Below are 20,041 nucleotides of genomic sequence, written 5' to 3'. Positions count from 1 at the left end.
GCCATTTTTAACGATAGTGTTAACGTGAGGTTCGATACTTGAATTTCAAAGGGTTATGACTTTCATGTTTTCTAATCTACCAACTCCCGTATTAGATCCAATTTTATCTTTATCCGTTGCATACCGTAACGATGAACGTCCAAACAAGGTTGACCTTGGTATTGGCGTATACAAAAACAGCGCAGGCGAAACGCCGATCATGAAAGCCATTCAAATGGCTCAAGATGTCGTTGTTGAAACTCAAAAAACCAAATCTTACGTTGGTCTTGCTGGTTGTGAAGAGTTCAACCAAAGCATGATTGATCTTCTACTGACGGGAACGTCAGCGATGGATCGTGTTGCTGCAATTCAAACGCCAGGAGCAAGTGGTGCACTGCGTATGCTGGGTGACCTAATGAAGGTCGCACAACCAGATACAACGGTTTGGATTTCGAATCCAAGCTATGTGAACCACAAGCCAGTAATGGAAGCTGCTGGGCTTAAAGTTAAGTTCTACCATTATTTCTCGCCAGAAACGAAACAAGTCGACACTGCAAAAATGCTGGATGATCTTGCTAAAGCAGGGCCGACAGATGTGGTTCTACTGCATGGTTGTTGTCACAACCCAACAGGCGCAGACATCGACTTTTCCGCATGGCAAGCTATTACAGAACTTTCTCAAAAGAACGGTTTTACGCCATTTGTTGATATCGCGTATCAAGGTTTTGGTGACGGCTTAGAAGCTGACGCAAAAGGTCTTCGTTACATGGCGGATAATGTCGAAGAGATGTTGATTACAACTTCTTGTTCTAAAAACTTTGGCTTGTACCGCGAACGTACTGGTGCTGCTATTGTTGTGGGTAAGAACACGCAAGACATCACTAACGCGAAAGGCAAATTGTTAACGTTGGCGCGATCTACGTACACTATGCCACCCGATCATGGTGCTGCTTTAGTGAAAACCATTCTGCAAGATGCGAACCTGACTTCTGTCTGGAAGCAAGAGTTGAGCGAAATGCAACAACGTTTGGTCAGCCTTCGTCAAAGTTTGTGTAACGAATTGAGAAACAACCATAATACAGATCAATTTGACTTCATTGAGAGTCACAAAGGCATGTTTACTGTGCTAGGCTTTAGTGAAAACCAAATGGCGCAACTGCGTGAAGATTATGGCATTTATGGTGTTGGCGATGGTCGAATTAATATCGCTGGCTTAACCGAAACTCATATTCCATACGTAGCTGACGCAATTAAGAAAATATCTCAACCTTAATTGGAGTGTGGATGAATAACTGGAAACTGATTCTGCCGCTTATGATGAGCGGCAGTTTAATTGCTTGTACGTCAACTCAAACGACCACAGAGCCTGTTGAGCCAGAAACGCCAAAAGTTGAACAACCGGTGACGGTTGAACCAGAAGTGAAGCCAGAGGTTGAACCTAAGCCTGAGGTGAAACCTAAACCGGAAACAAAGCCTGAAAAGAAACCAGAACCAGAACCAAAAAAACCTGTGAAGGTGCAAAAAACACCTGATGGTATGCTGATTTTGGGTTCAGAAGAGTGGGTTTATGTGCCCGCGATTGACCAGACGTTTAAAGCGAGAGTCGATACCGGTGCAACAACGTCTTCAATCAGTGCGACGGAAATCGTGCCTTTTGAGCGTGATGGTAAAGATTGGGTTCAGTTTAAAATCGACATCAATGGTAAGACGAGCAAAGAGTTCAAAGTGCCTGTTGAGCGTTGGGCTAAGGTGAAGCAGTCATCTTCTGATGAAGTAGATAAACGAGCTGTTGTTGTCGCTTATATTCAAGTTGGCGACTACAAAGAGAAGACGGAGTTTACTCTAGCGGACCGCGATCACATGAAGTTTCCAATTCTCTTAGGCCGAAGCTTCTTCAGAGATATCGCCGTTGTGGATGTGTCTAAAAAGTACATTCAAGACAAACCAACAAAGTCGACCAAAAAATAAGAGTTTTAATACGACAAAGGCCTCCAAAACGGAGGCCTTTTTATCTTACAGAGAAATCAGATTGGTCTGAATCAACATTAGAACGCGAAACGGGCAGACATTACGATCTGCTGACCATAAACACCGTTGTTTTTGAAATCTGCGCCTAAAGATAGCTGTTGTGTCGAGTGGAATCGAGCACCAACGTTGTAAATCGTATTGGCGTTGTCGTTATCCATGATTTGACCAAGGCGCGCGTGAAGTTCTAAATTTTGCATAAACCAAATGCGAGTACCGATGTTAACCTCCGTACGCCACTCATCTCCAACTTTATCGCTGCCGTGTTCTTTGATGTTATGTACCAACATCTGACCGTAAATATCAGCAAATTGACCAGCAGGGCCATTGAAACCAATACCACCAGCAACATCCCAGTCACCACTGAATTCACTGTCAGCGCGCGCAACAAAGTGGGTGTTTTCTGTAAAGTACGTAGTGAACTCGCCACCAAAAGTACCAGGGCTAGTACCCATGCGAAATTCCATCATGTTGTAGTTGAAATTATTTGCATGTGCGGATAGTGGCAAAACAGCACACAAACCAATGGCTGCAACCTTTAGAGCTTTACCTAGCATGGCGTCTCCGGGCAAGATGATTAAAATGAACAAAAAAATGGTCTGCAAAAAGCAGACCAAGAATCGTAAAGCTATCATTTTAAGTGCTTGCCGTCATCTGTTAACAGATACAATTTCTTACATCATGCTGATATAAAGCGAAATTTGTGACTACCTTACATAATGACTAATTGCTCAACCTCGATTTCTGGCTTGTTGCCACCTTCGAACTCACCAAACAGGCGAACTTTGGTGGTTTGGTCAATCGGAGAATTTAGACGAATGTCATCGTCTAACTCGATCATAACTTCACCGGTTCCATCGCTAAAAATGAACGTATCAGCACGAACTTGGCGGAGTAAATTACCTTCTACTACTACGTCTTTCTCTGTGAACATATTGGAATCTTTCAATAGCGTATCTAACTTTTCGACGGTAACTGGGCCGCCAAATTGCACGTTAGAAGGGGTTTGACTGTGATCTTTTGCAAGTGCGATAGATGGGGCAATAGTCAATGCTGCAATTGTTGCGATAATTGTTTTTTTCATGATGTTTGATTCCTATGTGTGTTTGTTTTCGATGGTGCTATTAAAACAAACCAAGTTTGAACCAATGATGATTTCAACATTCATATTCCATTCATTTGCTTGAGTCAGGACTGACGATAACGTTATGATTGTTCATCTTCTTTTACTCCTTACAAATGTTCATGAAATCAGCAATTCCATCGTTAATGGTTCAAGGCACCACCTCAGATGCCGGAAAAAGTGTGCTTGTGGCAGGTTTATGCCGTGTATTAGCCAGAAAAGGGATAAATGTTGCCCCATTTAAGCCACAAAATATGGCGCTCAATAGTGCTGTAACCAAAGATGGCGGTGAAATTGGACGAGCTCAAGCGGTTCAAGCTCAGGCGTGCAACATTGAGCCAACTGTGCACATGAATCCGGTTTTGATTAAGCCAAATAGCGACACAGGTGCTCAGATCATTCTTCAAGGCAAGGCTTTGTCGAATATGGATGCCGCCAGTTTCCATGACTACAAAAAAGTGGCCATGAACACTGTGTTGGATTCGTTTTCTAAGCTGACTAAAGAGTTTGATTCGATCATGATCGAAGGTGCTGGTAGCCCAGCGGAAATCAACTTGAGAGAAGGCGATATCGCAAACATGGGGTTTGCGGAAGCAGCCGATGTGCCAGTGATCATTGTTGCGGATATTGATCGTGGCGGTGTGTTTGCGCATTTATACGGAACATTGGCGTTACTTTCTGAATCTGAACAGGCGAGAGTAAAAGGGTTTGTCATTAATCGCTTTCGTGGCGATATTCGTTTGCTGCAATCAGGTCTGGATTGGCTAGAAGAAAAAACGGGTAAGCCTGTTTTAGGCGTGTTGCCATATCTGCACGGCTTGAACCTAGAAGCCGAAGACGCCATTACTGCACAGCAGGAGTTGAACTCTGAAGTTAAGTTAAATGTGGTTGTTCCGGTGTTAACGCGCATTAGCAATCATACTGACTTTGATGTTTTACGCTTAAATCCCGACATTAATCTCCGCTATGTTGGGAAAGGTGAGAAGATAGATAAAGCCGATCTCATCATTTTACCGGGAACGAAATCAGTACGAGACGATTTGGCATATCTAAAAAGTCAAGGTTGGGATAAAGACATTCTGCGCCACATTCGTTTAGGTGGAAAAGTAATGGGCATTTGTGGTGGCTACCAGATGCTTGGTAAAACGATTGATGATCCAGACGGTGTAGAAGGTGAACCGGGTTCAAGCGAAGGTTTGGGACTATTGAATGTTCATACCGTGCTAACTGGTAGTAAACAGCTCACCAAGACTGAAGCTGTGCTCAATCTCAATAACCAAAAAGCGAAGGTGAAAGGTTATGAGATTCATGTTGGTAGAAGCCGGGTACTTGACGAACAACCGCTTGAACTCGACAACGGAGAATGTGACGGTGCCATTAGTGAATGTGGCCAAATTATGGGAACCTACTTGCACGGATTTTTTGACGAAGCGGAAGCGCTAAACCTCATTACTGAGTGGGTGAATGGCACTCAGGTCAAACAGCAAGATTTTGAAGCATTGAAAGAACAAGGTATTAACCGTATTGCGGATGCGATAGAACAACACATGAACCTTGACTTTCTGTTTAAATAACTCGTTAACCAAACGCTATCTTTAACCAAATTTTCTCTCGGCTCCTTATTAGAAAAACGGATCGGGCTGGGAACGCATTCATTTGGCTAGATAGAATTTTCGCTTGCCTTGTACGGAGTCACTTTATGAAAGCATGGAAAACGCATGCTTGCCTAGCGGCAATATTAAGCATTTCATTCTCAACAAATGCAGCAACGGATCTGAAAGTTTATGCTGCGTCTTCGATGACGAATGCGATTGACGAAATCGCTCAAGATTTTAAAGAAAAGTATGACGTAACAGTTACGCCTGTGTATGGCGGCTCGTCTTCGATCGCACGACAAATTATCAATGGTGCTCCAGCTGATGTGTTTATTTCTGCAAACACGAAATGGATGGACTACTTGGTTGATGAAGGTGTTATAGATAGTGACAATGTCACTAATTTAGTGCGCAACAGTCTCGTTCTTATTGCACCTCAATCGTCAAGCTTAGCCGTATTTAACTTCGCGGATGCAAAAGCTTGGGAAGCGGCGTTAAATGGCAGTCGCCTCGCATTGGGCAACCCTACGTCTGTGCCGGCAGGGATGTACGCGAAAGAATCACTGACTACACTTGGTGTATGGAAAGAGATTCAAACCAAAGTTGCACCAGCAAAAAATGTACGTCTTGCTTTGGCTTTAGTTGAGCGCGGAGAAGCTCCTCTAGGGGTGGTTTATAAGACCGATGCGCAGTTGACTAGCAAAGTGAAAATTGTTGGCGAGTTTGCGAGTGACACGCACGCGGCCATCGTTTATCCAGCGGCGGTAGTGAACGATTCAACGGAATCGAGACAATTCTTCCAGTATTTGAAATCAGAAGACGCGAAGCGAGTTTTTGCTCATTACGGTTTCCAACAATAATACGGTTTTCAATAATAGGGACAAAGAGTGACAGAACTTGAATACCAAGCCCTAATGTTGAGCTTAAAAGTTGGCGCTTATGCGGTACTTTGGCTTATTCCTTTAGGTGTATTTCTTGCTTGGTTACTTTCTCGCAAAGAGTTCTTCGGCAAATCTATTTTAGATAGCTTGATTCATTTACCACTGGTGCTTCCACCGGTGGTGATTGGTTATTTGTTGTTAGTCTCGTTAGGGCGACAAGGCTTTTTAGGGCGTTGGCTCTATGAGCATTTAGGTTTGGTGTTTAGCTTTAATTGGAAAGGGGCAGTTGTCGCTTGTATTGTTGTCGCATTGCCTTTGATGGTTCGCTCTGTCCGGTTGAGCTTGGAGAGTGTGGATCCTAAACTGGAACACGCGGCATCCACGTTGGGCGCATCGCCTTTAAAAGTCTTTTTAACCATTACTTTGCCTCTGACGATTCCTGGAATCATCACGGGCACTATGTTGTCGTTTGCCCGCAGTCTGGGTGAGTTTGGCGCAACCATCAGTTTTGTGTCCAATATTCCCGGGGAGACACAAACCATTCCCCTTGCTATGTACAATTTTATTGAAACACCGGGAGCGGAAATGGAAGCGGCACGCTTGTGTATCATTTCTATTGCTCTCGCTTTATCGACGTTGATGATTTCTGAGTGGTTGAATCGTAAAGCAGCGAGTAGATTGGGTGCGAAGCGATGACAATTAAAATTCAATTCAAACAAACGCTTGGCGAAACTAACTTTGATATCGATCTTTCGTTACCACGTAACGAGATAAGTGCATTATTTGGACGTTCTGGAGCTGGTAAAACCACATTAATCAATGTGATTAGTGGGTTGGTGACGCCAAAACAGGGCAGAATTGCAATTGGCGATCACGTCTTGTTTGACAGTGAACAAGGGATCAACTTACCAACGCATAAACGTAAAATCGGGTATGTATTTCAGGACTCGCGTTTATTTCCTCATTACTCTGTACAGGGCAATCTTTTGTATGGGGTGAAGGAAAAAGATGATGCGTATTTTGATGCCGTTACGGACTTGCTCTCCATCAAACCTCTTTTAAAGCGTTTTCCAATCTCACTCTCTGGCGGTGAAAAGCAACGTGTCGCTATTGCTCGTGCACTGTTATCGAAGCCGGATTTGTTGTTGATGGATGAACCTCTCGCATCACTAGATATGCCCAGAAAGCGTGAAGTCATGCCATTTCTGGAAGAGTTGTCAGACAAGGTGAACATTCCCATTATCTATGTGACGCATAGCCTACAAGAGATTTTGAGGCTTGCTCAGCATCTTGCGATTATCGATAAAGGGCAAGTAACCACATCTGGCAAACTTGAAGAGGTTTGGGCTTCTCACGCAATGCGACCATGGCAATCATTCTCCGATCAAAGCAGTCTGTTTGAAGGAAAGATCGATGCACACCATTCGCGATATGCGCTGACTCGTGTGAAGCTGGCTCCAAACGCGTCACTCTGGGTTCAAAAGATTGATGGCGAGCCCGACACGCCAATTCGTTTACAGGTACGTGCAAATGATGTCTCGATTGCTTTAGAGCAGCCGAAAGCAACGTCAATCCGAAATGTATTGCCTGCTGAAGTTCATTTGATAGAAGCGTTTAACGCGGGAGATGATAAGCAAAGTATTAACGTCTCTTTGCAGTTAGATGATGGATGCTATTTGTGGGCGACTATTACGCCATGGGCGCTTGATGACTTGAACTTGAAAGTGGGTGACAAGGTTTATGCTCAGGTGAAAGGTGTGAGTGTCACGCAGAGAGACGTTGCGCTAGCACCGCATTAAACCTATAAAAGAATTGACTTATTAAATGACCAAAAAAAGGCCGCGATGCGGCCTTAATTATTTGTATTCTAGCAATTATTTTGCAAATACTTCTTTGAATTCACGCTTAAGAATTGGGTCGCGGCGTGCTTTCTTCAGTTGCTTAACCATGTCTTTAACACAGTTGTGAAGAACGTTATCAAGCAGTTGCGAACGGTACTCTTCTTTATCTTCATCTGTCATGTTTTCTGGCAGATTCAGAGTTGGGAACTCTTCCATTACATTAATACCAGCAAACGCTTGGCCTACTGATACTAGAGCATGGAACTGCTCGAAGTTATCTAGAATGTTTTGCGCGCTTGCAGGCATTTCGTCCCAAGACGCACGTACAGCTTCTTCAGACACTTCATGGATAGAGGTAACCATTTCGAACATTTGCTCTGGAACTTCGTCAAATTCGATAACTTTACGTAGTTCTGGAGAAATGGTTTCTAGATCAATTTTTTTGCTTTCGTTGTTAGTTGCTTCTGACATGGTGTGTCTCTCGTTACAAAAGGCGGGAATAGTAATACCAAATGCATCAAATAGCTACCATAAGAACCATTTGAATTCGTGACAAATCGACAAAAAATATAGCACTTAATTCTTAGCGTAATGCAACAAGTCTATGAGTATGGTATATGTTTAATAAAGACAAATAAAAATGGAACGCGTTATGCAGCCTACAGGGACATCAATGCGTATTCTTCTGGTTGATGATGTTCAACTAGACAGAATGCAGTTGGCTATTCGTCTTAAACAGCTTGGACATATCGTCAAAGCCGTCGGTAGCGGTATAGAAGCTTTAAATACTTACGAGAGCTTTGACCCCGAACTGGTACTGCTTGATATTTCCATGCCTGAAATGAACGGTTTTGAAGTCTCCCTCCATGTTCGAGAAACTTTTCCCGACTGGATTCCTATCATTTTCTTAAGTAGTCATGAAGAACCTGAAATGATTGCGAAAGCGATCGATGCGGGCGGCGATGACTATTTGATTAAGCCAGTTGACAAACTCGTCCTGAACTCCAAACTCATAGCGATGCAGCGTATCGCGCATATGCGTCGAGAACTCAAACAAGCAACAGCTCAACTAGAGCAAGTCAACCAACTTCTCACTCAACAAGCCAACGAGGATGGACTGACCAAGCTTTTCAACCGCCGTTACATTGATCAAAAGTTAGATTCAATGGTGGCGTGGCATGGAAGGCACCATATGCCGATGGCGATGATACTGTTGGATGTCGATTTCTTTAAGCCATTTAATGATAACTATGGACACATAGAAGGTGACCGCTGTTTACAAGCGATTGCCAACCAGCTTAAAGCAACATTCTGTCGCTCTGGTGAATATGTTGGTCGTTATGGCGGAGAAGAGTTTGTGGTTTTACTCAGTAGCACGGACGCGCAAACGGCAGAAAGGGAAGCAGAGCGCATTCAAGAAGCGATGTACTTCCTTGACTATCAGCATGAGTTCTCAAGCGTTGCAAATAGAGTGACGGTGTCACAGGGTGTGTTTGTGTTCCAACCCACTGGAAAAGAGAATCAAGCAGATTTGTATGCCACGGCAGATAGGGCACTTTATACTTCAAAATCGTTAGGTCGCAATACTTATACAATGGTAAACGCAAGTTGAAACAAGCTGTTATCAACAGTTACGCTATAGCTACACTGTCACTTTTGTCCGCGGCTTCACAAGCCGAAACGCTTAATGATTTAATAGTCAAAGAATTTGAGTACAACTTTGCATTGAGTGTGGTTTTAACTGACACCGATGTATTTACATTTGGGTTTCATGATTTCGACCCTAACCAATACTTCAACTTAAGTAACGAAGATATTGGGACGGCAGACTCTTTGGATCTGCGCAAAGAGATCAAAGAATTCACGTTACCTTACAGCTTTGACCTTGCCGAAAACGAAACTGAGAAACTAACGTATCGTTTTAATGGACGCTTTTATCTGTTGGGCATTGATCAAGATGTTTACTTCAATGAAGAACCTATTCCTGATCGAAGTAAAGAGCAGTTTATCGGTGGGTACAACGAGTTTGAAGTGGAAAAGCAACTCACAGAACACTTTAGCTTAAGTGGTGCGCTAGGGGCTCACCTCATACATTATAAAACGGACTATACCTACCGAAGTGATGCAATTACGGCACTCCAACCTATTTTGGATGGTGCATTGATAAATACCAGCGCTTGGGCTTTGCTCGGACAGCTTAACGCCAAGTTAAAATACCTTGAGCAAGAATCATGGGGTAAATGGTATCTCTGGACATCGCCACATTACTTCTATGGAACTGGATGGGGTGAGGCAAATAACGGGAATGTAGGAAAGCCGGAAGGTTGGTATTGGGTAAATGGTGTCAAAGTCTTCTACGACGTCGCTCATATTGGTACGACAGTTCAATCTTTCTATACCAGCTTTAGTCGAATCGATATTGGTGGCGATACGAGCGATCCGCTAAATACCACGAATTATTATGAAGGCAGTATTGGATGGTTGATGACTCCACCGTTTGAGTCCGATTGGATAGACAATATTGGTATCGGTTTAACCATTAATTATGGCAGTGATCTGAAAGGCGGCAGTTTGGTTCTGTTCTTTAATCAGGATTGACGAAACTTGCCGTTGAACTGTCTAAACAAAACGACCGCACTTATTTGAGTGCGGTCGTTGTATTTCTTTATCTGATTAGTTCTGATTTACTCTTGTGCAATTTCGACCTGCTTTTTTAGCTTTATACAATGCCGCATCCGCCAGTTTTATGACTTCAGCAGGTTCTCTTCCGTTTCTACTGTCTGCAGCACCAAAGCTCGCCGTGACGAATACCGATTCTCTTTGCATGTCTTCGGTACCTCGGTTTTGCTGGCCTTGCTTGTGATCGTCAGGGCGAGAGGCTTTGTCACGAAGGATCATTTCATATTCAGCGATAGCTTTACGAGCTTCTTCTATATATTGGCGACAATCTTCAACGTTTTTTCCCTTGAAGACCATGGTGAATTCTTCGCCGCCGAAGCGATAAACCTTTGCACCACCACGTGTTTTCATTAATCTTGAAGCCACCATTTTGAGCACATCATCGCCGATGTCATGCCCGTACGTGTCGTTAAATTTCTTGAAGTGGTCGACATCGAGCATTGCAATTGTGAATTTTCTGCCCATGTGTTTTAGATCTAAATCTAATGCTCTGCGGCTTGGAATCTGCGTTAGGCTGTCAGTAAACGCAAGTTGGTGACTCGCCGAGGTTGAATAGATGATGATGAGCAGACCAGTAAGCGTAAACATGGTGCTGGAAATGTACTGCACATCAAAGAAGATGAATGTCGCGGAGGCCAAAGCCATTGCAGAATAGGTCATCGCATGGATGATTTTGTTGGTTTTCAGCAGCAGAATACCAAGAAAGCACACAATACCAACACAATACAAAACAAGAATAAACGGCAGCTTAGATACGCTAGGCACAATGAACAAAATGCCGCTGGTCCATTGCTCAAAGCCACCATCAACGTAATAAGCCAAGATGATGTAGGACCACAAGATGAACATCACCAGCATCAAAACATAGATGAACATGGCTTTTGAATCGAATCCATCTTTGTTGAACAGAAAGACCGTCAAAAAGGAGACAGGAAGCAGGGTAGCGAGAATAGTGAGTTCTAATAACGCGGTTCCGCTGTTTAGAGGGACTTGCAATCGATGCTGAATAACAAAGTATGCTACCAACATGGATAAACAGACCATTGATTCTCTGCCTTGCTTAAAGGAGTAGCAAAGCACGAGCGCACAACCTAGCAAGATATAAGGTAGGTTTGCAGCAATACCCCAGTTGGATTGAGTCATCTGAATGATGTTGCCCATACCAACACTCACCATACCTAATAGTGCGATCGGGAATAAAAATCTAAAGCCTGATGACGTCATTAAAGATGAGGACATTTATTAAAAACTGCCTGCAAATAGTTGATTATATCTAGTATGTTACGTTAAGCATTTAATCAATACCGAGTAAGATGAGTATTTGATTTTCTTGCTTTTTGATTTAAGAAGAATACGTGTATTTGCGCATTTTCCCAAGTATTTTGGCTCGCATCGCAACAAAAAGAGAGAGATTGATTAAATTAAGAGCAATCAATGAGTTGTTCAAAACGACCGGCTGCTATACTTGTTCACAATGAACATAGGAGAATCATCAATGCAGATCAGTTCTGACGTACATAACTATATGGAAACCCTCGTTGGTCAAGTGCTAAGTTCAGACCAATACACTTCTCAATTCGATAACGAGCAGTTGGCAGATATTGCCTGTCTCGCGCTGATTCAGCTTAAACCTGTTTATATTCGTCATGATATTGATTTCCTTTCTGCACTACCGGAAAGAAAACTCACTCAGTTCAAGCAAAGCGTGGATGTCGCGGTACATAATGCTGCCGCTATGATTTTAGAAGACAGGCGTAAGAATCGCGATAATGATGTGCCTGTCATTTTCTCTCATACCAGTTATGATGATGACAAAGAGCTGGACTGGTTTGAGAAACCAATCTTAAACGTCAACATTAGGTGATTGGCGTTTGCGCAGAACCGAAACAATAGAGTAATCGTACCCAAGGAGGAATCGTGGGATTCTTTTCACGCTTGTTTGGTGGCAGTGAAAAAACTGCTGAAGTAAAAACGGTAGAGCCTGTCGAATACAAAGGCTTTCTGATCTATCAAGAGAGTATTTCAGAAGGCGGTCAATACAGAATCGCAGGGCGCATTGAAAAGTCCTACGATGGAGAAGTCAAAACGCATCGTTTCATTCGCTCTGATTTGCTCGCCTCTGAGGGAGATGCAAACGAGCTGATGTTGAAGAAATCTCAAATGTTTATCGATCAAATGGGCGACAAAATCTTCGATTAACAATTCGCTGCAACTTGATACGAATCATCTTAACGAGGGCCATTAGTGTATATGCTGATGGCTCTTTCTTTTTTTAGCTTAAATGTCTGTTAACTAAGTAGTTACGACGATCTGGTTAGACCTCGGTCTTGTGTGACAAAGCGTTGTTATTTTTCATGGTCAAAGCGAGAATCTTTGATTACTTAGCGTTATATGTAATGAATTTAGTATTTAAATTACAAAACACTTGAAGTCATAACCCACGTTCGATACAAACAGAATAATAACAGGGCTGTTAGTCAAGGTGTTATTGTGCAAATGGGTGGCCCCAAACACCATCTTTCGTTTGCAATTGTCTTGCGTGGTAAACAGATAGAAATAAAAAAGAATTAGAGTAGAGCACAGCTCTGTTTTGGGACTAATTTATTGATATGTATACAAGGAGTATGCGTTTTGCAAATCGGTGTACCTAGAGAGATACTCGCGGGTGAATCGCGAGTGGCTGCATCGCCGAAGTCGGTTGAGCAGTTAATTAAATTGGGATTCGACGTCGTTATCGAATCTCAAGCGGGGGTGCTAGCAAGTTTCGATGATGCTGCTTATGAAGCTGCTGGAGCGAAAGTTGTTTCTAGTGACGAAGTATGGGCATCTGGTCTTATCTTAAAAGTGAATGCGCCAATCGTAGATGAAGAAAAAGGCATCGACGAAATCGCGTTACTACAAGATGGTGCAACACTTGTTAGCTTTATTTGGCCAGCTCAAAACGCAGAGTTGATGGAACAACTATCAAGTAAGAATATTAACGTTCTTGCTATGGATTCTGTTCCTCGAATCTCTCGTGCACAAGCCTTGGATGCACTTTCTTCAATGGCTAACATTGCCGGTTACCGCGCGGTAGTTGAAGCGGCGCATGAGTTTGGTCGCTTCTTTACCGGTCAAATTACGGCTGCAGGTAAAGTGCCACCAGCGAAAGTTTTGGTCGCTGGTGCTGGTGTAGCGGGTTTGGCTGCAATCGGTGCTGCTGGCAGTCTTGGCGCTATCGTTCGTGCGTTTGACGTTCGTCCAGAAGTAAAAGAACAAGTTGAGTCGATGGGTGCGGAGTTCCTGACCGTAGATTTCCAAGAAGACTCTGGTTCTGGTGACGGCTACGCAAAAGAAATGTCTGATGACTTCAATAAGAAAGCGGCAGAGCTATATGCAGAGCAAGCTAAAGACGTTGATATCATCATCACAACTGCATTAATCCCGGGCAGACCTGCTCCGAAGTTGATCACCAAAGAAATGGTCGATAGCATGAAAGCGGGTAGTGTGATTGTGGACTTGGCAGCCGCTAATGGTGGTAACTGTGAATACACAGTGAAAGACCAAGTTATCATGACAGACAACGGCGTAAAAATTGTTGGTTACACCGACATGGTCGGCCGTTTGCCAACGCAATCTTCCCAGCTTTACGCAACCAACCTTGTAAACCTTCTTAAACTGCTTTGTAAAGAAAAAGACGGCAACATCAATATTGATTTCGAAGATGTGGTTCTTCGTGGTGTTACTGTTATTAAAGAAGGCGAAATCACTTGGCCTGCGCCACCAATTCAAGTATCGGCTCAGCCTCAAGCTAAGCAAGCTCAACCCATTAAGAAAGAGCCAAAAGTTGAAGAACCAACTTCTCCGACTAAAAAGTTGATTGGTCTTGTTGCAGCCGTTGGCGCATTTGCTTGGATTGCATCGGTAGCACCTGCTGCGTTCCTTTCTCACTTTACCGTGTTTGTTCTTGCGTGTGTGGTGGGCTACTACGTGGTTTGGAACGTAACACATGCTCTGCATACGCCACTAATGTCTGTAACGAATGCTATCTCGGGCATTATTGTGGTTGGAGCGTTGTTGCAAATCGGACAAGGAAACGGGGTTGTATCATTCCTATCCTTTATTGCTGTATTGATTGCAAGTATCAATATATTTGGTGGTTTCACCGTAACCAAGCGCATGCTTGAAATGTTCCGCAAAGATAAATAAGGAGTCACAATGTCTGCAGGATTAGTACAAGCAGCTTACATTGTTGCTGCATTATTTTTCATCATGAGTTTGGCGGGACTGTCTAAGCAAGAGTCCGCACGTAACGGTAACTACTACGGTATTGCGGGTATGGCGATCGCGTTGATCGCAACGATCTTTAGCCCAGATGCTCAAGGGTTTGGTTGGATCATTATCGCGATGGCGATCGGTGGTGCGATCGGTATTTTCTACGCCAAGAAAGTAGAGATGACCGAAATGCCAGAACTGGTTGCTATTCTACATAGCTTTGTAGGTTTGGCGGCGGTACTTGTTGGTTACAATAGCTACTTAGACGCACCAGAAGCTGCAACGCATGCAGAGCATGTTATCCACCTTGTCGAAGTTTTCCTTGGTGTATTCATTGGTGCTGTAACGTTCACTGGCTCTATTGTTGCGTTTGGTAAGTTACGTGGTGTGATTTCATCGTCTCCACTGAACCTTCCTCACAAGCACAAAATGAATCTGGCTGCGATCGTAGTTTCAACGCTTCTAATGATCTACTTCGTAAAAGCAGATGGCAGCATGTTCGCGCTTATCGTGATGACGTTAATTGCGTTCGCATTTGGTTACCACCTAGTCGCATCCATTGGTGGCGCGGATATGCCAGTTGTTGTTTCTATGCTTAACTCGTACTCAGGTTGGGCAGCGGCGGCAGCAGGTTTCATGCTTGCAAACGACCTATTGATCGTAACAGGTGCTTTGGTTGGTTCTTCAGGTGCAATTCTGTCATACATCATGTGTAAAGCGATGAACCGCTCGTTTATCAGTGTTATTGCTGGTGGTTTTGGTCAAGAGATTATCATTTCAAGTGATGAAGAGCAGGGCGAACACCGTGAAACCACTGCTGAAGAAGTGGCTGAAATGCTGAAAAACTCGAAGTCAGTAATCATCACTCCGGGATACGGCATGGCAGTAGCGCAAGCGCAGTACCCGGTGCATGAAATTACTGATGCACTTCGTTCACAAGGTATTGAAGTTCGTTTTGGTATTCACCCTGTCGCGGGTCGTCTGCCTGGTCACATGAACGTGCTACTTGCAGAAGCGAAAGTACCATACGACATCGTTCTGGAAATGGACGAAATCAATGATGATTTCTCAGAAACAGATACGGTTCTGGTTATTGGTGCGAACGATACTGTAAACCCAGCAGCGCTAGAAGATCCGAACAGTCCAATTGCTGGCATGCCTGTATTGGAAGTGTGGAACGCGAAAAACGTCATCGTATTCAAGCGTTCAATGAATACTGGTTACGCGGGCGTTCAGAACCCACTGTTCTTTAAAGAAAACACTTCGATGCTGTTTGGCGATGCCAAAGAAAGCGTAGAGGCGATTTTTAAAGCGTTGTAATCGAAATTGTTTTAAAACTATACAGGGTCAGCACTTGCTGGCCCTTTTTTGTTCCGTTTCAATGTTATAGTAATGCAAATCCTTAAGTTAGCTAATGTCAATTGCTTGTAGATTGATGTATAGTTTTCGCTAATGAAACAAGTAACGGTAACAGTTTGATTAAACAGTTTTTGCTCGGTTTTGCATCAATATTGCCACTATTCTCGGCACCTGCATTATCCGATTCACTACCAGAACGCATAGATACGTTTACAGAGCTATTTAACTATGAAGTGGCTCTTAAATCGTATGATATACGCATTCTGCAATCAAATTACCCTACGAAGTTACTTTCACCTGATTCGTTGCTTCCTCAAACTTCTGACTATCCTTTGAAGGATATTCAGCAGCTCTACAGCTTGGCGAATACATGTCGAGGGAAATTACCTCTCAGCCCTCTAATTACTGAACCTCTAGTATTTACTCGTGCTATTTGTAAGGGAACGCAATTAACGCCGCGTTGGTTCTCGCGTAGTGGATTAATTCACCCGGGTGGCGGTACTTACGCGGCGCGCTATGTTGAAAAGTATCCCGAGTTGCGTCCTAAACTTGCTCAGTACATGCACATTAAAGAGCGTGACAACGAAGAAGGTGACGAGCTACTAGAAAGCTTGCAAAATATGGACGATGACGCCATTAATGCTCTAATTGCAGGAGCAAGTATGTTTATTGAAGGCAAGGAAATGTGGCTTCGTCGTGGAGACCGTTACTTCGTATTTTCCAAAGATGTTTGGCAAGAAAACGTCGCGAATGCAGGTCTTTCTTATACATTAGCGTCACAAAGCAAAAGCTGTTTCGTGAAACGAGGCAATATATGTTGGGATGTAGAAGATCACTCGCAAGTATTGCGGATCAGTATGATCATCCTTGTCATTGCAAACATCTTGCTTGTCATTGGCTGGGCGGTGTACCGTTGGAACAGTAAGCGTGAAGAACTTCGTAGCCGTATGCTGGTCTTACAGATCTTAACGCATGAGCTTCGAACGCCAATTGCTTCACTATCGCTAACCGTCGAAGGATTTAGACGAGAATTTGAGCACTTACCTGAAAGTGTGTATGACGAATTCCGAAGATTATGTGAAGATACTCGCCGATTGCGTCAATTGGCGGAGGCAAGTAAAGATTATTTGCAATCTGATAACCAAATGCTTGCAACAGATTGGGTTCCATCTGTAGCAGAATGGCTAGAATATAAGATTGAAGAAGAATTTGATAACGCTGTGCTTTTCAACATCAACGAAGATGTAGCGGCAAAAGTTAACGTTTACTGGCTTGGAACATGTATCGATAACTTATTGCGAAACGCACTTAAGTATGGCGTTCCACCGGTTGAACTGAATGTTCAAACCAGTGAAGAAAAAATCGTATTCCAAGTCCGAGATGCCGGTGATTTGACTTCTAAAGACTGGGCAAATTTGAGAAAACCGTTCGTAAGTAAGAGCGGGTTAGGACTTGGATTAACAATCGTTGAATCTATGGTAGGCCGCATGGGCGGAAAAATGTCCCTAATGGGACCACCTACAACCTTTATATTGGAGATACCTTGTGAAACAGACACTGCTTCTCGTTGAGGACGATAAAAACTTGGCTGATGGCCTGTTAGTAAGCCTGGAACAAGCAGGATATGAGTGTTTACATGTGGAGCGTATTGCCGACGTCGAACCTCAGTGGAAAAAAGCGGATCTTGTCATCCTAGATCGCCAGCTACCTGACGGTGACTCCGTACAACATCTCCCTGAATGGAAGAAACTTAAAGACGTTCCAGTTATCTTGTTAACGGCTCTTGTTACCGTTAAAGATAAGGTAGCTGGTTTAGACTCTGGTGCAAATGACTATCTTACAAAACCGTTTGCAGAAGCTGAATTGTTCGCGCGTATTCGTGCTCAACTGCGTGCGCCTGACTCTGCTGATCAAGCTAATGCAGATAAAGTGATGACGAAAGATCTGGAGATCGATCGCGCAACACGTGAAGTTATCTTCAAAGGTGATTTGATCACGTTAACTCGTACTGAGTTTGATTTGCTTCTGTTCTTGGCGTCAAACCTAGGCCGCGTTTTTACTCGTGATGAACTACTAGACCATGTATGGGGTTACAACCATTTCCCTACAACACGTACCGTAGATACCCACGTACTTCAACTTCGTCAGAAATTGCCAGGCCTTGAAATCGAAACGCTTCGTGGCGTAGGCTACAAGATGAAAGCATAATCGATAATGAAAACGCTACTCCCTGTAGTTCTCTCGTTAGCGTTAGTGAAACCAGTCCAAGCGATGGACTGGTTTCAAACCAATACGCCACTGACACAAGCTCATCAACACCTGCTTGAAGATGACCTCGCAGGGATGTTCAACTCGTTGGTTGAGTTATGGCAAACAGAGCCAAGCAAAGATCTAACTCCTCATCTCAATGACTTACTCGGTCAATCTCTTTCGAAAAATTGTGGCAAATCACTGACAGGTGTTACCTTGCCTGATTGGATCAGTGGCGTAAACGTGATTCGTCAAACTATCCAAAGTCCGGGGCGCGATACTTTCCGTTTGGTGATCAAACTTAGAGCGACAACAGATATTGAGGACATATCGTTTCGTCGTTGGGTTGATGAGTCTATATCTGGTGACAGCTCTTTCAGTTATGAAGAGCAAGCTGATGGGACAGAAATAGCAAACGAACGCAGTTTTCTCAAGCGATACAACCTCACAGGTAAACTGGAAGCCGGTTTGTATCACTTGTCCGTTGTATCTAAAGATAAACAAGTTTACCGAACTTGGGTGATACTCGGAGACTCAAACTCCTCCCAATATGTTCGCTGGACATCAAAAGAGAACTGGAAAGTAGAAAAGAGTGCACTTCGCAATCCTCATTGCCCATTACCTCAATTAGAGGTCGGTCTATACGACTATGTGGATGGCCAGTATGAGCAGATGTGGAAGAAAACCTACGAATCTAATTACCCAAACTCACTTGAATTAGCTGGTGTACCAAACGATAGATATGTTTTAGCGGTAAGTATCAACAGTAGACGTTGGCAAGGGGACATAATTGTTGAGCAAGCTCAAACAATCAGCCGTACTTATGATCTTTCTCAGGAAGAATAATTAAAGAAATAACATTTGTGCCGATATAAGTTCAGGAAGAACTAAAAACACAAGTGTAGTATGAAAACCCAATTCAAAATTTTAGCCACCACCATTACAGCATCACTATTTGCGAATGTCGCTTCTGCTGCGACTTATGCTATTGAAGCACGTAGCGATGCAATGGGTGGTGTTGGTACCGTTTCTGCCTCTTATCTGACCGCTCCATTTTTCAACCCTGCGTTGACTGCAATTTACCGCCGCAATGACGACGCGGGTATGATCATTCCAAGTTTCGGTATAAGTTATGACGATCAATATGATCTTATTGACGAAATCGAGCGCATCAGTAAGCTGACCGATGTTGATGAGATCAAAAAGTCCATGGACGCTATTGACGGCAAAAAAATGGATTTTGACTTAGGTGGTGTCGTTGCCGTTGGTATTCCAAATAAATTCTTATCAGCAACTGTCTACGGAAAACTCTACACAGAGTCATTTGTTCAACCTAATGTTGATACATCAGGTGTCGATCCACTAACAGACAGCTATGTTCAAGGTGTTTCGATTGGCGTAGCGGAGGCGGGGGTGTCTCTTGCCAAGTACACCAACTTTATGAATCAGCATCTTTCTTTTGGTATCACCCCAAAACTGCAGCGCATCTATACATATTCGTATGCGACCAGCTTTAAAAACTTTGATACCAAAGATCTCCGTGAACACGAAACTGCTGAAACTATGTTTAACTTAGATGCGGGTGCACTTTGGTTCTTCGGTCCATATCGTTTGGGTATCTCGGCTAAAAACTTGATTGGAAGAGACGTGAAAACCAAATCGTTCCAGTACAACACTGATACGATTCAGTCATACGAATACAGTATGAGACCTGTTTACACAGTCGGTGCGGGTATCGTTGCAGACTACTTTACCATGAGCGTCGACTACGACTTAAATGAAGAGAAACGCTTTTCCTCATTTGATGACAACACCCAAATGATTCGAGCTGGCTTCGAAATAGACATTTTGCGCCAAATGGCACTACGAGGTGGCTATATGAAAAACCTTGCGAGAAGTAATGATGAAGGGACGATTACGGCTGGTATAGGCTTATCGCCATTGAACCTGATTGAATTAGATATTGCTGCGAGATACACAAACGAAAATGCAATGGGCGCATCCATTAATTTCCTTGCGACCTATTAACTGAATCGTTATAGTCGGCTCCTCACA

At 43.4% G+C, this 20,041-nt stretch carries 20 protein-coding genes; 16 read left to right on the top strand and 4 right to left on the bottom strand.

The window, feature by feature from the left end; genetic code table 11:
* Positions 1 to 64: 64 nt before the first annotated feature.
* A complete protein-coding gene (locus ACF8CV_RS04025) occupies positions 65 to 1,252 on the top strand; it encodes an amino acid aminotransferase (RefSeq protein ID WP_005460937.1) in 1,188 nt (395 codons plus the stop codon).
* A gap of 11 nt (positions 1,253 to 1,263) precedes the next feature.
* Complete coding sequence (locus ACF8CV_RS04020; RefSeq protein WP_021450877.1) at positions 1,264 to 1,947, top strand: RimK/LysX family protein; 684 nt, start codon at positions 1,264 to 1,266, stop codon at positions 1,945 to 1,947.
* Positions 1,948 to 2,024: 77 nt separating this feature from the next.
* On the opposite strand, the gene ACF8CV_RS04015 is transcribed toward ACF8CV_RS04020, so the two are convergent.
* Positions 2,025 to 2,561: a hypothetical protein gene (locus ACF8CV_RS04015; RefSeq protein ID WP_005460944.1), complete on the bottom strand. Its 537-nt coding sequence runs from the start codon at positions 2,559 to 2,561 to the stop codon at positions 2,025 to 2,027.
* 155 nt (positions 2,562 to 2,716) lie between these two features.
* Positions 2,717 to 3,088 (bottom strand): YgiW/YdeI family stress tolerance OB fold protein, encoded by a 372-nt coding sequence (locus ACF8CV_RS04010; protein ID WP_005460948.1) that lies wholly within the window; start codon positions 3,086 to 3,088, stop codon positions 2,717 to 2,719.
* 161 nt (positions 3,089 to 3,249) lie between these two features.
* Here ACF8CV_RS04010 and ACF8CV_RS04005 point away from each other — a divergent pair, with 161 nt between their 5' ends.
* The 4 genes from ACF8CV_RS04005 to modC all read left to right on the top strand — a co-directional run bounded on the left by ACF8CV_RS04005 (position 3,250) and on the right by modC (position 7,402).
* The gene (locus tag ACF8CV_RS04005) at positions 3,250 to 4,701 is read left to right on the top strand and encodes a cobyric acid synthase (RefSeq protein ID WP_025587111.1); all 1,452 of its coding nucleotides are present in this window, start codon (positions 3,250 to 3,252) and stop codon (positions 4,699 to 4,701) included.
* Positions 4,702 to 4,826: 125 nt separating this feature from the next.
* A complete protein-coding gene (gene modA, locus ACF8CV_RS04000) occupies positions 4,827 to 5,582 on the top strand; it encodes a molybdate ABC transporter substrate-binding protein (protein WP_015313251.1) in 756 nt (251 codons plus the stop codon).
* A 27-nt stretch (positions 5,583 to 5,609) separates the two neighbouring features.
* Positions 5,610 to 6,299 (top strand): molybdate ABC transporter permease subunit, encoded by a 690-nt coding sequence (gene modB / locus ACF8CV_RS03995; protein WP_005460972.1) that lies wholly within the window; start codon positions 5,610 to 5,612, stop codon positions 6,297 to 6,299.
* A complete protein-coding gene (gene modC, locus ACF8CV_RS03990; RefSeq protein WP_069521952.1) occupies positions 6,296 to 7,402 on the top strand; it encodes a molybdenum ABC transporter ATP-binding protein ModC in 1,107 nt (368 codons plus the stop codon). The genes modB and modC overlap by 4 nt, the downstream gene beginning before the upstream one ends.
* Before the next feature lie 75 nt (positions 7,403 to 7,477).
* Here modC and ACF8CV_RS03985 read toward each other — a convergent pair whose 3' ends face one another.
* On the bottom strand, positions 7,478 to 7,915 hold the full coding sequence (locus ACF8CV_RS03985; protein ID WP_005461031.1) for a DUF3069 domain-containing protein: 438 nt from the start codon (positions 7,913 to 7,915) through the stop codon (positions 7,478 to 7,480).
* Between the two features lie 181 nt (positions 7,916 to 8,096).
* On the opposite strand from ACF8CV_RS03985, the gene ACF8CV_RS03980 reads away from it, so the two are divergent.
* Positions 8,097 to 9,056: a diguanylate cyclase gene (locus tag ACF8CV_RS03980; RefSeq protein WP_005479359.1), complete on the top strand. Its 960-nt coding sequence runs from the start codon at positions 8,097 to 8,099 to the stop codon at positions 9,054 to 9,056.
* The gene (locus ACF8CV_RS03975) at positions 9,053 to 10,042 is read left to right on the top strand and encodes a Solitary outer membrane autotransporter beta-barrel domain (RefSeq protein WP_005498888.1); all 990 of its coding nucleotides are present in this window, start codon (positions 9,053 to 9,055) and stop codon (positions 10,040 to 10,042) included. Before ACF8CV_RS03980 ends, ACF8CV_RS03975 begins: the two co-directional genes overlap by 4 nt.
* 75 nt (positions 10,043 to 10,117) lie before the next feature.
* On the opposite strand, the gene ACF8CV_RS03970 is transcribed toward ACF8CV_RS03975, so the two are convergent.
* A complete protein-coding gene (locus tag ACF8CV_RS03970; protein ID WP_011106381.1) occupies positions 10,118 to 11,362 on the bottom strand; it encodes a GGDEF domain-containing protein in 1,245 nt (414 codons plus the stop codon).
* Between the two features lie 256 nt (positions 11,363 to 11,618).
* Here ACF8CV_RS03970 and ACF8CV_RS03965 point away from each other — a divergent pair, with 256 nt between their 5' ends.
* From ACF8CV_RS03965 to ACF8CV_RS03930, 8 genes are all read left to right on the top strand, one after another.
* Complete coding sequence (locus ACF8CV_RS03965; RefSeq protein ID WP_005479403.1) at positions 11,619 to 11,987, top strand: late competence development ComFB family protein; 369 nt, start codon at positions 11,619 to 11,621, stop codon at positions 11,985 to 11,987.
* A gap of 53 nt (positions 11,988 to 12,040) precedes the next feature.
* The gene (locus tag ACF8CV_RS03960; protein WP_005498884.1) at positions 12,041 to 12,322 is read left to right on the top strand and encodes an HlyU family transcriptional regulator; all 282 of its coding nucleotides are present in this window, start codon (positions 12,041 to 12,043) and stop codon (positions 12,320 to 12,322) included.
* A 432-nt stretch (positions 12,323 to 12,754) separates the two neighbouring features.
* Positions 12,755 to 14,311: a Re/Si-specific NAD(P)(+) transhydrogenase subunit alpha gene (locus ACF8CV_RS03955; protein WP_025502005.1), complete on the top strand. Its 1,557-nt coding sequence runs from the start codon at positions 12,755 to 12,757 to the stop codon at positions 14,309 to 14,311.
* A gap of 9 nt (positions 14,312 to 14,320) precedes the next feature.
* Complete coding sequence (gene pntB, locus ACF8CV_RS03950; protein ID WP_005461042.1) at positions 14,321 to 15,697, top strand: Re/Si-specific NAD(P)(+) transhydrogenase subunit beta; 1,377 nt, start codon at positions 14,321 to 14,323, stop codon at positions 15,695 to 15,697.
* 155 nt (positions 15,698 to 15,852) lie between these two features.
* The gene (gene vxrA / locus ACF8CV_RS03945; RefSeq protein ID WP_015313246.1) at positions 15,853 to 17,307 is read left to right on the top strand and encodes a sensor histidine kinase VxrA; all 1,455 of its coding nucleotides are present in this window, start codon (positions 15,853 to 15,855) and stop codon (positions 17,305 to 17,307) included.
* Positions 17,282 to 17,944, top strand: a complete 663-nt coding sequence (gene vxrB, locus ACF8CV_RS03940) for a response regulator transcription factor VxrB (RefSeq protein WP_025442766.1) — start codon at positions 17,282 to 17,284, stop codon at positions 17,942 to 17,944. Before vxrA ends, vxrB begins: the two co-directional genes overlap by 26 nt.
* A gap of 6 nt (positions 17,945 to 17,950) precedes the next feature.
* Positions 17,951 to 18,832 (top strand): DUF2861 family protein, encoded by an 882-nt coding sequence (locus tag ACF8CV_RS03935; protein WP_005455351.1) that lies wholly within the window; start codon positions 17,951 to 17,953, stop codon positions 18,830 to 18,832.
* A 60-nt stretch (positions 18,833 to 18,892) separates the two neighbouring features.
* On the top strand, positions 18,893 to 20,014 hold the full coding sequence (locus tag ACF8CV_RS03930) for a conjugal transfer protein TraF (protein ID WP_005455289.1): 1,122 nt from the start codon (positions 18,893 to 18,895) through the stop codon (positions 20,012 to 20,014).
* Positions 20,015 to 20,041 lie beyond the last annotated feature (27 nt).

The sequence above is a fragment of the Vibrio sp. zbq_1 genome, assembly GCF_043102935.1.
In the GTDB taxonomy this organism is placed as follows: domain Bacteria; phylum Pseudomonadota; class Gammaproteobacteria; order Enterobacterales; family Vibrionaceae; genus Vibrio; species Vibrio parahaemolyticus.
Note: the sequence above shows the minus strand (reverse complement) of the source record. Positions and strands in the feature narration are given on the sequence as shown.

Excerpts from the sequence above, each read along its gene's own strand:
- ACF8CV_RS04025 (WP_005460937.1), top strand. The coding sequence starts at position 65 with ATGTTTTCTAATCTACCAACTCCCGTATTAGATCCAATTTTATCTTTA.
- ACF8CV_RS04020 (WP_021450877.1), top strand. The coding sequence starts at position 1,264 with ATGAATAACTGGAAACTGATTCTGCCGCTTATGATGAGCGGCAGTTTA.
- ACF8CV_RS04015 (WP_005460944.1), bottom strand. The coding sequence starts at position 2,561 with ATGCTAGGTAAAGCTCTAAAGGTTGCAGCCATTGGTTTGTGTGCTGTT.
- ACF8CV_RS04010 (WP_005460948.1), bottom strand. The coding sequence starts at position 3,088 with ATGAAAAAAACAATTATCGCAACAATTGCAGCATTGACTATTGCCCCA.
- ACF8CV_RS04005 (WP_025587111.1), top strand. The coding sequence starts at position 3,250 with ATGAAATCAGCAATTCCATCGTTAATGGTTCAAGGCACCACCTCAGAT.
- modA (WP_015313251.1), top strand. The coding sequence starts at position 4,827 with ATGAAAGCATGGAAAACGCATGCTTGCCTAGCGGCAATATTAAGCATT.
- modC (WP_069521952.1), top strand. The coding sequence starts at position 6,296 with ATGACAATTAAAATTCAATTCAAACAAACGCTTGGCGAAACTAACTTT.
- ACF8CV_RS03985 (WP_005461031.1), bottom strand. The coding sequence starts at position 7,915 with ATGTCAGAAGCAACTAACAACGAAAGCAAAAAAATTGATCTAGAAACC.
- ACF8CV_RS03980 (WP_005479359.1), top strand. The coding sequence starts at position 8,097 with ATGCAGCCTACAGGGACATCAATGCGTATTCTTCTGGTTGATGATGTT.
- ACF8CV_RS03970 (WP_011106381.1), bottom strand. The coding sequence starts at position 11,362 with ATGTCCTCATCTTTAATGACGTCATCAGGCTTTAGATTTTTATTCCCG.
- ACF8CV_RS03965 (WP_005479403.1), top strand. The coding sequence starts at position 11,619 with ATGCAGATCAGTTCTGACGTACATAACTATATGGAAACCCTCGTTGGT.
- pntB (WP_005461042.1), top strand. The coding sequence starts at position 14,321 with ATGTCTGCAGGATTAGTACAAGCAGCTTACATTGTTGCTGCATTATTT.
- ACF8CV_RS03935 (WP_005455351.1), top strand. The coding sequence starts at position 17,951 with ATGAAAACGCTACTCCCTGTAGTTCTCTCGTTAGCGTTAGTGAAACCA.
- ACF8CV_RS03930 (WP_005455289.1), top strand. The coding sequence starts at position 18,893 with ATGAAAACCCAATTCAAAATTTTAGCCACCACCATTACAGCATCACTA.